The 13,394-nt window shown below is 60.9% G+C and carries 12 protein-coding genes and 1 other annotated feature; of the genes, 7 read left to right on the top strand and 5 right to left on the bottom strand.

Annotated features, from left to right (window positions below; translation table 11 throughout):
* Positions 1-312 precede the first annotated feature (312 nt).
* Positions 313-699, bottom strand: coding sequence for a GNAT family N-acetyltransferase (locus tag NE851_RS24285; protein ID WP_254958254.1), 387 nt, complete (start codon positions 697-699; stop codon positions 313-315).
* Between the two features lie 141 nt (positions 700-840).
* The gene (gene uvrB, locus NE851_RS24280; protein WP_254958252.1) at positions 841-3,786 is read right to left on the bottom strand and encodes an excinuclease ABC subunit UvrB; all 2,946 of its coding nucleotides are present in this window, start codon (positions 3,784-3,786) and stop codon (positions 841-843) included.
* Positions 3,787-4,148: 362 nt separating this feature from the next.
* Here uvrB and NE851_RS24275 point away from each other — a divergent pair, with 362 nt between their 5' ends.
* Positions 4,149-4,538 carry a hypothetical protein gene (locus NE851_RS24275; protein ID WP_025554509.1) on the top strand — a complete coding sequence of 130 codons (390 nt, stop codon included), beginning with the start codon at positions 4,149-4,151 and terminating at the stop codon, positions 4,536-4,538.
* 205 nt (positions 4,539-4,743) lie between these two features.
* Positions 4,744-5,121, top strand: coding sequence for a hypothetical protein (locus tag NE851_RS24270; protein ID WP_025554511.1), 378 nt, complete (start codon positions 4,744-4,746; stop codon positions 5,119-5,121).
* Between the two features lie 72 nt (positions 5,122-5,193).
* Here NE851_RS24270 and NE851_RS24265 read toward each other — a convergent pair whose 3' ends face one another.
* Entirely contained in the window at positions 5,194-5,961 is a 768-nt protein-coding gene (locus NE851_RS24265) for an adenylate/guanylate cyclase domain-containing protein (RefSeq protein WP_025554513.1), read from the bottom strand.
* 233 nt (positions 5,962-6,194) lie between these two features.
* On the opposite strand from NE851_RS24265, the gene NE851_RS24260 reads away from it, so the two are divergent.
* Positions 6,195-8,414: an adenylate/guanylate cyclase domain-containing protein gene (locus NE851_RS24260; RefSeq protein WP_047610452.1), complete on the top strand. Its 2,220-nt coding sequence runs from the start codon at positions 6,195-6,197 to the stop codon at positions 8,412-8,414.
* Positions 8,415-8,431: 17 nt separating this feature from the next.
* On the opposite strand, the gene NE851_RS24255 is transcribed toward NE851_RS24260, so the two are convergent.
* Positions 8,432-8,956 carry a YHS domain-containing (seleno)protein gene (locus NE851_RS24255; RefSeq protein WP_254958250.1) on the bottom strand — a complete coding sequence of 175 codons (525 nt, stop codon included), beginning with the start codon at positions 8,954-8,956 and terminating at the stop codon, positions 8,432-8,434.
* A 45-nt stretch (positions 8,957-9,001) separates the two neighbouring features.
* On the bottom strand, positions 9,002-9,649 hold the full coding sequence (locus NE851_RS24250) for an ankyrin repeat domain-containing protein (protein ID WP_025554517.1): 648 nt from the start codon (positions 9,647-9,649) through the stop codon (positions 9,002-9,004).
* 207 nt (positions 9,650-9,856) lie between these two features.
* Between NE851_RS24250 and NE851_RS24245 the strand changes: the two genes are divergently transcribed.
* From NE851_RS24245 to NE851_RS24230, 4 genes are all read left to right on the top strand, one after another.
* Positions 9,857-10,645, top strand: a complete 789-nt coding sequence (locus tag NE851_RS24245) for a DUF899 domain-containing protein (RefSeq protein ID WP_254958247.1) — start codon at positions 9,857-9,859, stop codon at positions 10,643-10,645.
* A gap of 296 nt (positions 10,646-10,941) precedes the next feature.
* Positions 10,942-11,319: a response regulator gene (locus tag NE851_RS24240; protein WP_025554521.1), complete on the top strand. Its 378-nt coding sequence runs from the start codon at positions 10,942-10,944 to the stop codon at positions 11,317-11,319.
* A gap of 77 nt (positions 11,320-11,396) precedes the next feature.
* Positions 11,397-11,648: a hypothetical protein gene (locus tag NE851_RS24235; RefSeq protein ID WP_025554522.1), complete on the top strand. Its 252-nt coding sequence runs from the start codon at positions 11,397-11,399 to the stop codon at positions 11,646-11,648.
* 136 nt (positions 11,649-11,784) lie between these two features.
* Positions 11,785-11,840, top strand: a sequence feature (sul1 is cis-regulatory element that is thought to sense ions involved in sulfur or methionine metabolism; They are found in Alphaproteobacteria).
* 70 nt (positions 11,841-11,910) lie between these two features.
* Positions 11,911-13,377 (top strand): SulP family inorganic anion transporter, encoded by a 1,467-nt coding sequence (locus NE851_RS24230; RefSeq protein ID WP_029868238.1) that lies wholly within the window; start codon positions 11,911-11,913, stop codon positions 13,375-13,377.
* The last annotated feature ends 17 nt before the right edge of the window (positions 13,378-13,394 follow it).

Here is a 13,394-nt window from a genome sequence, read left to right as displayed (position 1 = left end):
TTCAACGGACGACAACCCCCTGGGGATCTATGCCAACCCCAGATTAAGTTTTCAATGCAGAATTGTGTCTTTTCATCGCTTTTTTAATGAAAAACTAAGGATGAAATACTGGAGAAACGAGTTTTAATTTGAGAACTCAAAGGCATACTTTGGTCTCCTAAATGGTATTATCTTTCCTTTTCGGGCGGGATACTCTCGCTATAATTGTGTTTTCAGCGGATTCTTCGGCGCTGCCGCGCCGCACGGCCGTCCGTGTCACTATCGCAGGTTGGTGCTGGCTTCGACATGTTTCGGCCTCTCTCGCGGGACGCCTCACGCGAGCTTGATGAGTCCTGCCTTCGTCAGCCTGAAACCGCAGGAGCGGTAGAAGCCGGTCAGGTGCGGTTCGAAATCGACATGCAGCCATTCGGCGCCGCGCTCACGAGCGAGGCTCGTTGCTTGCCGAACCATGCGCGTCGCGATGCCTTGCCTGCGCATGTCGGGGTGGACCGATGTATCGAGGATGAAGGCGTGGATGCCGCCGTCCCAGGCGACATTGACGAAACCGACGAACCTGTCGACGTGGTAGGCGCCGATATGGGCGAGGCTGCGGGACAGGATGGGAGTGAAATCGCGGGTTTCAGAGGTGCCCCAGACGGCTGACCAGAGGGCGTTCAGTTCGGCGGCGGAGGGGAAAGGGTCGATGCGCAGTTCTGGCATTGGCGGTTCCCTTCATTCAGCGGGCATGGAGGGTCTTCCCGATCAAAGGCAGGGGCGGGCCTGACTCATTTTGTGACGGCGAAGAGCACCTGTGGTGGCCACGTACCTAATTTCGCTTTCAAGACACGTAGAATTCGTTGATCACCGTCCCGGTCGCCCAGTTTTCCCCTTCGTCCGCCCCTTGCGCTTCTGCTCGCCCGGGTCCTCATAACTCCCCACGCCCGTCTTCCCGCGCACGACCGGCCGCACGTCATCGCGTTCCGGCTGCCCTTCAAGCAATGGCGCAAACCGCTTCGTACCCTTGGCAGCTTCCGGCTTTTCCGGCACCTGGCCGATGACCGGCTTTTCCGTCCGGCCGACGGTCATTTCGTCGAGGTCGTTTTTGCGGAACAGGCTTTTCTTTGTGGGTTCGGCGATGTCGCGGCCCATCTCGTCCAGGGCGGGTTTACGGAAGAGTGGGGTGGCGGTGTCGGTGCCTGGGCCCATATCGTCGAGGCTGGGTCTTGAGAAGTAGGAGGGGGTGGCCCCCTCATCCGCCCTTTGGGCACCTTCTCCCCGTGGGGGAGAAGGGGACTTGCCGCGGGCTTTTCCTTCCATGGCCTTCGACTCTTCGCGGGCCATGGGATCGTCCATGACGGCCAGCTCGGCAGCCTTGAGGCGTTTGATTTCGTCGCGGAGGCGGGCGGCTTTTTCGAAGTCGAGGTCGGCGGCGGCGTCGCGCATGCTCTTTTCGAGCGCGTTGAGATGGGTCTGCAGGTTGTTGCCGACGAGGTTGCCGCCATCGGCGAAGCCTTTGCCCGAGACGCCCGAGATATCGGCGCGGACGTGGTCGCGTTCGTAGACGCTGTCGAGGATGTCGGAGATCCTGGCCTTGACCGATTCCGGCGTGATGCCGTGTTCGGCGTTATAGGCCATCTGCTTTTCGCGGCGGCGGCCGGTTTCTTCCATCGCCCGCTTCATCGAACCGGTGACCTGGTCGGCATAGAGGATGACCTTTCCGTCGACGTTACGCGCCGCACGGCCAATGGTCTGGATCAGCGATGTCTCCGAGCGCAGGAAGCCTTCCTTGTCGGCGTCGAGAATGGCGACGAAGCCGCATTCGGGAATGTCGAGGCCTTCGCGCAACAGGTTGATGCCGACGAGCACGTCGAAGGCGCCGAGGCGGAGATCGCGGAGAATCTCGATACGCTCCAGTGTGTCGATGTCGGAGTGCATGTAGCGCACGCGCACGCCCTGCTCATGCAGATATTCGGTCAGGTCCTCGGCCATGCGCTTGGTCAGCACGGTGCAGAGCGTGCGGTAACCCTTGGCGGATGTTTCGCGGATCTCGCCGAGCACGTCGTCGACCTGGCTGCGGGCCGAGCGGACCTCGACCGGCGGGTCGATCAGGCCGGTCGGGCGGATCACCTGTTCGGCGAAGACGCCGCCCGACTGCTCCATCTCCCAACTGCCCGGCGTGGCAGAGACGGCGATGGTGTCGGGGCGCATGGCGTCCCATTCCTCAAAACGTAGCGGTCGGTTGTCCATGCAGGAGGGCAGGCGGAAGCCGTATTCGGCCAGCGTCGCCTTGCGCCTGAAGTCGCCCCGATACATGCCGCCGATCTGCGGCACGGTAACATGGCTTTCGTCGATGAAGACGAGGGCGTTGTCGGGAATGTATTCGAAGAGGGTGGGCGGCGGATCGCCGGGGTCGCGGCCGGTGAGATAACGTGAATAGTTCTCGATGCCCTGGCAGGAGCCTGTGGCTTCGAGCATTTCGATATCGTAGCGCGTGCGCTGCTCCAGGCGCTGGGCTTCCAGCAGGCGGCCGGCCTTTTCCAGTTCGGCCAGGCGAAGCCTCAGTTCTTCCTTGATCGACTTAATGGCGCCGTTCAGCGTCGGGCGCGGGGTGACATAGTGCGAATTGGCGTAGATCTTCACCGATTTCAGGTCGCCGACCTTCTGGCCGGTGAGCGGGTCGAACTCGGTGATGGCGTCGATCTCGTCGCCGAACATCGAAATGCGCCAGGCGGCATCTTCCAAGTGGGCGGGGAAGAGTTCGATCGTATCGCCGCGCACCCGGAAGGAGCCACGGGTGAAATCTATGTCGCGGCGCTTATATTGCTGGGCGACGAGGTCGGCCAATAGCTGACGCTGGTCGAGCCGGTCGCCGACCGACATCTGGAAGGTCATCGCCGTATAGGTCTCGACCGAGCCGATACCGTAGATGCAGGAGACCGAGGCGACGATGATGCAGTCGTCGCGTTCGAGCAGCGAGCGCGTCGCCGAGTGGCGCATGCGGTCGATCTGCTCGTTGATCGAGGATTCCTTCTCGATATAGGTGTCGGAGCGCGGCACATAGGCTTCCGGCTGGTAATAATCATAGTAGGAAACGAAATATTCCACCGCATTGTCGGGGAAGAAGTTCTTGAATTCGGAATAGAGCTGGGCGGCCAGCGTCTTGTTCGGCGCCAGGATGACGGCCGGGCGCTGCGTCGCCTCGATCACCTTGGCCATGGTGAAGGTCTTGCCGGAGCCGGTGACGCCGAGCAGCACCTGGCTGCGGTCGCCATTCTCCAGGCCTTCGACGAGATCGCGGATGGCCGTGGGCTGGTCGCCGGCCGGCTCGTAATCCGACTGCATGCGGATGGCGATGCCGCCTTCGGATTTGTCGGGCCGGGCAGGGCGGTGCGGCGTCCAGATCTTGCCGTTCTTGTGCAGCGGATTGCCGCTCTCGATCAGCGCCGACAGCGCCTCTACGGTTGCGGTGACGGCGGTGCCGGCCTGCAGCGACGAAGCTTCCTCCAGCGTCGTATCCATACCGGAGACGGGATTGAGGCCGGCGGCCGCGCGCGTCTTCGGGTCGGTCGAGCCGCCCATGGAAGCGCCGCGCGCCGATTTCGAGGCGGCGATCTCGACCTTTTTGCGATGCTTGCCCGCCTTTGAGGCGATCTGACGCTGGGTCTCGACGCCCGAGGCCTCGGCATCAGCCTCGAGCTGCTTCACCCAGTCGGCGACAGAGCCGGAAAGCGGGGCTCCCTCAAAGGACGATTGGGCGGCTTCCTCGAAGCCATTCGGGGCGGGGGATTTCTTCGGAGATTTAGCCATGGCGCGAATATGGAGAGAGTCAGGGCGAAAGGGAAGAGGGAAAGAGTACAAAAGGGAAACGAACTGTGTGTTCGAAAGTGTGAATAGTTTGCAACGCAGGACCGCAACAGTGCTCCTTGCATTCTGTCTGCCGCCGGAGCACCCGCCTCGCCCTTCGAGGTGAGGCTCACTGCGTGTCGGCGCTCCGGCGCGGGGCACGACGGGTGCAATAAGCTCGGGCTAACAGCAGTTCACCATCGTTGTGCGGTAACCATTTGCTAACGTTAAGCATGTCCCAAGATCGTGTATTGCAAATAATATTCTCGCAATGTTTGTAGGAAATATATCGCGACTGCGCGTCGGCTTATTTGGAGATGAATTGAGTGAGAATTAAAGTCCTTGTTTGTGCCGCCCTGCTGGCGCTGGCCGGCTGCAATGCCCCGGTGTCGCAATCCGTTGCAGATTCCCAGCGTCCTCCCTCGACTGACGTCCGGCAGAACTTCGTCAACATCGTGTTCAAGAGAACCTACAGGCACGAAGCGGGAGAAGTCGTATGGGCTCGCATTTCCAGCGTGGTTCTGCTCGATCCTGAAAAAAAGATCTATGCTTACTGTGTGCGGGTGGTGCCCAAGCGCAGTTGGGGAGACTGGGCCTATCTCGGCGTCTCCTTCACGGACGGCAAAATATTAGGCGCGACGGTGAATGACGATCGCTGCCGCGACAAGCGGCTGCGCTACTACCCGTTTCCTGAGATGAACGGCATGAAAACCTGATGAAGGAGCGAGGGGCGCGCCACCGTTCGAGGCTTTGATGAGCGGCAGCGCGGCATGCCCGTCATGGGCGCGCGGCATCCTCCAACCTTCCTCATGCTGAGGTGCGTAGCCCGCAGGCTGAGCCTCGAAGCACAGGGTGCGGCGCTGCTGCTTGCAGCCTCGGGAAACCCGATCCATCAATTTTGATTGAGAGAGCTTCAACGGAATGAAAATCAAGTTCCTTGCTTACGCTGCCCTGCTGGTATTGGCCGGCTGCCAAACCGCGGTGCCGCAATCCGTTACAGACTCCCAACGGCCGCCTTCCAGCGCAGTGCGACACGAGTACGTCGACGCTCTGCGGGGAACCATTAAACCGGGGAACTTCGTAAAGGCGGAGATTTCCAGCGTGGTTCTGCTTAATCCGGAAAAGCAGATATATGCTTATTGCACGCGCACGACGGAGCGCGGCAACCCAAACTGGTCCTATATCGGCCTGGGCTTGCAACACAACATGATATTGTACCTGAAAAGGAACGACTATCGCTGCCACGACGAACGGCTGCGTTACCATGATTTTCCGGAACTCCGGAACATGAAGTACTGAGCCAGAGGCGGGGTCTTTGCCAGCCTCGCCGGCACCCCTTTCGGACGCCATCAAAACCAGAGATCTCGTCACTCAGCGCTTGACCAGCACGCTTGCCTGCACCGGCTGCTCGATACCCTTCAGGGCAAGCATGCGCGTTTCGGCGTCTGCGGTGAGAGCGGGCGCCTTCGCAGTCGTTTCGGCAGAGATCAGGATCTCGCCGGCGGCGGCCTGGGATTCGAGCCTTGCGGCCTGATTGACGACTCCGCCGATCGCGGTGAAATCGCTGCGGAAGCTTGAGAATTCGCCGATCTGGACCTCGCCGGAGTGGATGCCGACGCCGACGCCGAGGGTGCGGCCGGGTAATGCCTCGAGCGTCAGGCCGTTCAGCGCTGTGGCGCAATTTCGCTGTATTTCTAGGGCGGCCAGGATCGCAGCGCCGGCGTGATCATTACGAACGATTGGGAAATTGAAGATCGCCATCAGTCCGTCGCCCATCTGTTTGTTGACGATGCCGTCATGCGCCCAGATCGCCTGCGCGCAGCGATCCTGGAACAGGCTGACGATCTCGCTCAGTTGCACCGCCTCGATACGCTCCGACAGATCCGTGAAACCCCGGATATCGGCAAACAGGATGGTGGCGTCGACGGTGATCTGGCGCTGCTTCTTGACATATTGGAAGGAGCGCTCGCAGATCGTGCAGATATCGGGGTTCATCTTGCTGCGAGTGATGCCGAAGGCGCGGAAGGGCAAAGCGAGGGGGCCGCCGATCGGGATCGGCATATGCATCTGGTCCCAGCAGCCGCGGCAGATCCTGGCGCTGCCGTGCCTGGCCGGCTCCATGGAAGAGGTTGTCGTCATGTTTCCAAATCCGTCGCCTGATAGTCAAAAAAACAAGCTTCCAATACTTGGTTGCTTTTGACAACTCTCCCAATCATCGAAGACAATGATGGCTTGAAGTATTTCGTTCGGCGCCATCCTGATCAGACACATCGCCGCCAAGTCGAATATCGTGTGGTGCGGCGATAGCATCGCGATAGGACCTCCTGTAGGATATTGTTCATAATACATTCGCTCTCCAGGAAAGACCGGGGATGGAGCGCCGTCTTGCAGCAATCCTGATCGCTGATGTCGTCGGTTACAGTCGATTGAGCCAGATCGACGAAGAGGGCACGCGTGCGCGTTTCCAGGCGGATCAGGACAATGTCTTCGAGCCGGCGATCGAGCGTCATCACGGCCGGCTTGTCAAAACCATGGGCGATGGTCTGCTGGTCGAATTCCAGAGTGTCGTCGATGCCTTGCGCTGCGCGGTGGAGGTTCAACAGCTGAAAGCCACGCATAATGCCGCTGTTGTCCCGGAGCATCGGCTCGAGTTCCGGATCGGCATCAATCTCGGCGATATTATCGTCGAGGGCGAGGACATCCAAGGCGACGGCGTCAATATCGCCGATCGAATGCAGGCGCTGGGGGAGCCGGGCGGCATCGCCATATCGGGCACGACATACGACCAGGTGAAATCGAAAGTCCCGGTCGGTTTCGCGTCGCTCGGCGAGCAGCGGCTGAAGAGCATCACCGAACCGGTCCGGGTCTATCGCGTCCTGCTCGACCCGACTGCTGCCGGCAAAACCGTCAAGACCCGCAGGCGCCCGCCGATGCGCCGCCTCATTGCGGGCATCGCAGCCGCCGTCATCCTCGCTCTTGCCGGTGCGGCGCTCTGGTGGTGGCAGCCGTGGATGCCGGCAAAACCCCCGGGGCTCGGCGAACGTTTTGCCTATCCGCTGCCGGACAGGCCCTCGGTTGCAGTTCTGCCCTTCATCAATGTCAGCGGCGATACCGAGCACGACCATCTCGCGGAGGGGTTGACCGACGACCTGATCACCGAACTGTCGAAAGTATCGGGTCTCTTCGTCATCGCCCGCCATTCGGTCTTCGCCATCCAGGACTCCGCCGGCAAGATCCAGGACGTGGCTGCCGAACTCGGTGTTCACTATGTGCTCGAAGGCACCTTGCAGCGCGCCGGGCCGCGGCTGCGGATCAATGTCAAACTGATCGACGCGGTCACCGGCCTGTCGCTCTGGGCCGAGCGCTACGACCGCCAGTATACCGATCTCTTCGCGGTTCAGGACGATGTGATCGGCAAGATCATTGCGGCCCTGTCGGTCAAGCTCAGCGCGCGCGAGCGCGACCAACTGGCCCGAATCCCGACCGAAAATCTCGAAGCCTATGATTATTACATGAGAGCCGAGCAGGAGGGCTTCATCTTCAGGGATGTCGATACCTACCGCCGGACGCTCTCCTTCTACCAGAAAGCGATCGATCTCGATCCGGGCTTTGCCAATGCCCATGCGGGCATTGCGCGCGTCGCCGTCGATGTCTGGCGCAACGACTACAATTATCTCTGGTCGGCGGCCGTTGCCCGCAAGATCGCCTATGACGCCGCCGGGCAGGCGCTCAAGCTCGATCCCAACAATGCCAGGGCGCACACCGTCCTTGCCCTGCTGCAATGGGTGGACGGGCGCGAGACGGAGGCCAGGAATTCCGCCAATATGGCCGTCGCGATGCAGCCGAACGATGCGGAGGCCGCCGCCAATCTCGCGCTCATCCTCGTTCACACCGGAAGCGCGGGCCAGGCCGTCGCCGAGATGGAGAAGGCCTTGCGGCTCGACCCATCGCCGGCGCCGAGCTTTCAACTGCTGGCGGGGATCGTCTTTTATACCGCCGGCGACGACCAGCGGGCGATCTCGCTGATAGAGCCGACGCTCGACAGCCTGCCGAAGGTCGAGCCGGCGCGCGAATATCTGGCGGCTGCCTATGCGGATCAGGGCAATCAAACCAGGGCCGCAGCGGAGACGGCAAAGCTGCTGGAGCTCTTCCCGGAGAGCAATCTGACCTATTACGGCTATCTCTATGATTATTGGCAGGACGGTGATCTGCAGCGCCATCTGGCCGGATTGCGAAAGGCCGGCATTCCCGAATGGCCCTTCGGTTTTACAGGCAATCAAGGCGACAGGCTCGGCGAGGCAGAGCTGCGCAATCTCGTCGACGGCAAAAGCTGGAGCGGCAAGCACAAGAACGGCACGGATTTCATGCAGTATTTCGACAAGGCCGGAAATACGGCCTATCGCAGCGCCAATACCAACATCACCGGCACGGTCGAGGTGCGAGGCGACAGGATCTGCGAAAAATTCGCCGGCTACTTCCTCGACCGGATGGTATGCGGATATGTCTACCGCAACACCACAGGCGAGCAGGGCGACCGGCCATATGTACACGTGACGCCGCGCGCCCTGACGTTCTTTTCACTTACGCCCTGACGTGCCGGCGATGGGCTTCATTTCGTCGCCGGTTGCTGCCAGACGGTGTGCATCTTCTCCGAAATCAGTGTCTGCTGAACTTCGGACCAATGCTTCTTGGAGTCGGTCACCTTGGTCGGATTCTTCTCCATGCCTTCCGCCGCCCCGGGATCATAGCTGAGATACAGTTTGCCGTCGATGATCCGCCAGGCTTTCGGATCGATATTGGTGGTCACCGTCCCGAAGGACACGCCATCGGCGCAATAGCCGCCATATTGCGGCGCATATCTGGACGGATCGCCCTTGAAGAGGTCGCGATTTCTAGCGCTGGAAAAATACCAGGTCGCGCCAAGCCAGTGATAGGAATATGTCTCGGATCCTTCGATGGCCTGATTTTCCGTGAAATAGGCGACCGGATCGTAGCCCTTGATCGCAACATTTCCGAAATAGCCGGTATTGACGAGTTCCTCGGCCCCCGCAGGCTGAAGGAAGGAGAGCAGCATGACCGTAGCGCCAACGGTTACGCCCACCCGCTTTCCGCATTTTTGCACATGATAAGACATAACAAGCTCCGTTCCCGGACGCGGTCTGTTACCTCAAGCGAAATGCTATTGCCGTTTGGTGCATTCCTTGTAGAGCGGTTCGCCTACAAGCTCGGCTTTCTGGCAAACAGCACCGGCTTCTATGAGTAATTTGGCCGTATCCCAATGCGCCCGCCACCCGGCTTGAGTGAGAGGCGTGTACCCATTTCTTTCCGTCGCTTCGACATCCGCATTCTTCGTCAACAGAAAAGCGACCACCTCAGTGCGGCCCTCTTCGGCGGCGCCGTGCAGCGGCGACATCTGATAGAAATTCTTCCTGTCGTTGACGACAGCTCCCTCTGCGACAAGCAGTTTCACCACCTCCAGATTTCCTCCATAGGCTGCCGCATGCAGTGCCGTCAGCCCACCCTTGTTGCGAATTTCGATGTCGGCGCCGCGATCCAGCAAAAGAGCGACGACATCGGCATGGCCCGCCAATGACGCGATAATCAGCGCCGGCTCGCCCGCCTCATCGACCTCCGACAGATCGGAGCCCTGATCCAGCAACTGTTTGACGCGTGCGACATCGCCATCCCCAGCCGCCTGGTGCAAAGGACCAGCCCATGATGGCAGCACGCCCATGGCAAGCGCAGCAACAGTCGCGATAAAAACATTCACGGGCACGATCTCGGCTTGATTGGGGTTCGCATGCGCCGTTTTGTCGCGTTTTAGCACGCGTGCCGGCCGTAAACAAGATTACGCTAATGGACGCGCTCGTGGTCAACACCACGCATGCGCTGCGGCTGCGACCAACGGTTCCGGGGAATACGGTCACACTTGTTACTCCCCCTGTCCGATTTCCGATGCGAAACTATCTCAGACCAATGCGCGATGAACCGGGCTTCCAAACCAGGGAATTCGCCCTGATGAGGAGATTGAACCATGACTGCTTCAGCCGAGAATGGAAAAAGCGGACAAGCCATGCATAAGCCGCCAGTCGTGTCGCCGCAGGCCTGGGAGGCGGCCCGCGAACAGCTGCTGGTCAAGGAAAAGGCCGAGACCCGGGCTCGCGATGCGCTCGCCGCCGAGCGCCGGCGCATGCCATGGGTGGCGGTCGAGAAGGCCTATGCGTTCGAAGGTCCCGGGGGCAAAGTCAGCTTGCTCGATCTGTTCGAAGGCAGACACCAACTCATCCTCTACCGCGCCTTTTACGAGCCCGGCGTGTTCGGCTGGCCCGAGCATGCCTGCCGCGGCTGCTCGATGGTGGCCGATCAGGTCGCCCATGTCGCCCATCTCAACGCCCGCGACACGACACTGGTCTTTGCCTCGCGGGCGCCGCAGGCCGACATCACCCGGCTGAAGGCGCGCATGGGCTGGACGATGCCGTGGGTTACCATCACCGACAGCTTCGACAAGGATTTCGGCGTCGACGAGTGGCACGGCACCAACGTGTTCTACCGCGACGGCGAGCGCATCTTCCGCACCTATTTCATCAACAACCGTGGCGACGAGCAGATGGGCGGCACCTGGAACTACCTCGACATCACCCCGCTCGGCCGCCAGGAAGCCTGGGAGGATTCGCCCGAGAGCTACCCCCAGACCCCGACCTACAAGTGGTGGAACTGGCACGACAGTTATGTGCCGGACGCCGAGCCTGACAAGAAGTGGGTGGAGGTCTCTGATGCAGGGGAGGCGGCGTTTCGGGCCGAGAGCGCAAACGAGAAGCCGTGAGGGAGGCAGGCTGCTGCGGATCAGCGGCCTGCAGGCGCCGGTCCGTCGGGCCGCGCCGTCAAATCTTCGGCCGCCCGCCATAGAGCCGTTGCCATGCCGGCCGCGGCCGATGCTTTCCCGATGCCGGAGCGACCGCGCCATCGGTTGGTTTCTCCACAGGACCAGTAGCGGGGCCGGTAACGCTGCCCGCTGATCGCCAACTTATTCTTCTCAAAGTGGAAACTTTTCGGGGACGGTTGCGTTGTAGCCGCTACCGGCAGTGCGCCTGACAGGGCCGTCTATGGGGAGGCTTATGCATGAAGGTCATGATCGTTGAAGACGAGAATTTTATCGCTCTGGAACTCGAGCGCATCGCGCAAGAGGCCGGACACCAGACCATTGGGCCGGTCTCGACGGTGGAGCAGGCTCTCGCCCACGCTCAAAGAAGCGATGTCGCGCTCGTCGATCTCAGTCTCTCCGACGGGCTGAGCGGCGCCCAGCTCGCGCGCCGGCTGATCGATCGCCATAGAGTTGACGTCATCTTCGTAACCGGCAGTCCCGAGAGCGTCGGTCACGGTATCGACGGTGCGCTTGATGTGATCGCCAAGCCCTTTACCGACGAGAGGGTCGCCAGCGCGCTCTCGCGGGCGGCGGCGCGACGCAAAGACTTCGACAGCAGCAAGGCTGCGTTCTGAACAGCAAGGCTATGTTGTGATAAGAAGAAGATCGGCGTCATTCAGACCGTTGGCGCCCACCTGAGGAGACAGTCCGGATGAAGCACGCGCTCATTGCCGTTCTCTTCATTCTCAGCGCTTGCGCCAGCGCAGGGGATCCGCAGCCTCTTCCGGGCAGCCTGACGTATGGCGGAAAGGTCCTCCATTCGCCCTATCGTCCGGGAACGGTGGTCAAGAATACCTTTCTCGGCGATTTCGGTTACCGCGTCTTCGAAACCTATGTCGTTCAACCGGATGGGACGCTCAAGCTGACGTCCCAAAGCACAGGGCCGGACTTCCTTTGGCAGTGAAGGCTCCTCAATCCAGAGGGCGCAAGGTGCGCGCACCTCGAGCATTTGAGGCTGCTCGTCGACTATGCGTTTTTCATTTCAGTGCAGTTGAATGTTGCGCTGCGGTAAAAATTTCGTCTATACCGCAGGCATTCACAACGGACCCGGTGAGACCCCGGGTGGCTCTTCTGGCCGCCGATCCGCCAGACAACGCAAAACCTGCATGCCGTCACGCGACCGCTCGCCAGAGCGGGTCTGGCCATGCTTTGCGAGAATATATCCCATGCTGCTTTCCTCCATCCGTCGTGATTGGTCCGCCAATCCTATGCGCGAAATGCTCGCCGGAGCGGTGGCGACCTTCGCCCTGATCCCCGAGGTGATCGCCTTTTCCTTCGTGGCGGGAGTCGATCCCGAAGTCGGTCTGTTTGCCTCTTTCGTGATCAGCATCGTCATTGCCTTTACCGGTGGGCGCCCGGCGATGATTTCGGCCGCCGCCGGGTCGGTGGCGCTGGTCGCAGCGCCGCTGGTGCATGCCCATGGTTTGCCCTATCTCTTTGCGGCCGGGCTGCTGGCGGGGTTAATCCAGATCGGCTTCGGCCTGCTGCGCCTTGGCGTGTTGATGCGCTTCGTGTCGAAATCCGTCCGCACCGGCTTCGTCAATGCGCTAGCTATTCTGATCTTTGCCGCGCAAATGCCGCATATTGTCGGTGCCGGCTGGATGGAATATGCCGTGCTGATCGCCGGGCTTGTTATCATTTACCTGACGCCGCGGATCACCACCGCGATCCCGTCGCCGCTGATCTGCATCCTGATCCTGACCGTCGCGTCGATGGTGCTCGGGCTTCCCGTGCTCACCGTCGCTGACCTCGGCAAGCTGCCGGAATCGCTTCCGGTGTTCGGCTGGCCGGCTGTGCCGCTGACGCTGGAAACGCTTAGCATAATCGCCGGACCCGCACTTGCCATCGCCATGGTCGGGCTGTTGGAATCGATGATGACGGCGAGTGTCGTCGACGATCTCACGGATACGCCGAGTTCGAAGAACCGCGAATGTACCGGTCTCGGTCTCGCCAATGCGGCCGCGAGCCTGTTCGGCGGCATTGCCGGCTGCGGCATGATCGGCCAGACAGTCAGCAACGTGAAATATGGCGGACGCGGCCGGCTTTCCACGCTGTTTGCCGGCGCGTTCCTGCTGATCCTGATGGTGCTCCTGAAGCCGTGGGTGTCCGAGGTTCCCGTCGCCGCACTGGTGGCGATCATGGTCATGGTATCGATCGACACGTTCGACTGGTCGTCGCTCCGAGCCGTGGTGGTCCATCCCAGGATGTCGAGCGCCGTGATGGTGGCGACCGTCATCGTCACCGTCTTCACCGCGAACCTGGCGCTCGGGGTGACGGTCGGGGTGCTGCTCAGCGGCGTGTTCTTCACCTTCAAGGTTGCTAGCCTGCTGCGGGTGGACGTCGCGCCCGACGCAACGACCGGGCGGCTGACCTACCGCGTGTCCGGCCAGGTGTTTTTTGCCTCCGCCGATGTCTTCGTCGAGGCTTTCGACGTTCAGGACGCGATCGGCAAGACCGTGCTGATCGACGTGTCCGAAGCGCATTTCTGGGACATCACGGCCGTTGCTGCGCTCGACAAGGTCGTCCATCGTTTTAGGGCGCACGACATCGCCGTGGAGGTCGCGGGCCTTAACCAAGCCAGCGCGACTTTGATCGGAAGTCTCGACGGCAAGGTGGTGTTGAAGGAGGTCTAACGGCTAAGGTCGGATTT

This window comes from Rhizobium anhuiense bv. trifolii, from assembly GCF_024346605.1.
GTDB classification, from domain to species: domain Bacteria; phylum Pseudomonadota; class Alphaproteobacteria; order Rhizobiales; family Rhizobiaceae; genus Rhizobium; species Rhizobium anhuiense.
Note: the sequence above shows the minus strand (reverse complement) of the source record. Positions and strands in the feature narration are given on the sequence as shown.

What these genes read in the sequence shown, in the direction of transcription:
- uvrB (WP_254958252.1), bottom strand. Translation starts at nt 3,786, where the DNA reads ATGGCTAAATCTCCGAAGAAATCCCCCGCCCCGAATGGCTTCGAGGAA.
- NE851_RS24240 (WP_025554521.1), top strand. Translation starts at nt 10,942, where the DNA reads ATGAAGGTCATGATCGTTGAAGACGAGAATTTTATCGCTCTGGAACTC.
- NE851_RS24270 (WP_025554511.1), top strand. Translation starts at nt 4,744, where the DNA reads ATGAAAATCAAGTTCCTTGCTTACGCTGCCCTGCTGGTATTGGCCGGC.
- NE851_RS24230 (WP_029868238.1), top strand. Translation starts at nt 11,911, where the DNA reads ATGCTGCTTTCCTCCATCCGTCGTGATTGGTCCGCCAATCCTATGCGC.
- NE851_RS24285 (WP_254958254.1), bottom strand. Translation starts at nt 699, where the DNA reads ATGCCAGAACTGCGCATCGACCCTTTCCCCTCCGCCGCCGAACTGAAC.
- NE851_RS24260 (WP_047610452.1), top strand. Translation starts at nt 6,195, where the DNA reads ATGGAGCGCCGTCTTGCAGCAATCCTGATCGCTGATGTCGTCGGTTAC.
- NE851_RS24245 (WP_254958247.1), top strand. Translation starts at nt 9,857, where the DNA reads ATGACTGCTTCAGCCGAGAATGGAAAAAGCGGACAAGCCATGCATAAG.
- NE851_RS24265 (WP_025554513.1), bottom strand. Translation starts at nt 5,961, where the DNA reads ATGACGACAACCTCTTCCATGGAGCCGGCCAGGCACGGCAGCGCCAGG.
- NE851_RS24255 (WP_254958250.1), bottom strand. Translation starts at nt 8,956, where the DNA reads ATGTCTTATCATGTGCAAAAATGCGGAAAGCGGGTGGGCGTAACCGTT.
- NE851_RS24235 (WP_025554522.1), top strand. Translation starts at nt 11,397, where the DNA reads ATGAAGCACGCGCTCATTGCCGTTCTCTTCATTCTCAGCGCTTGCGCC.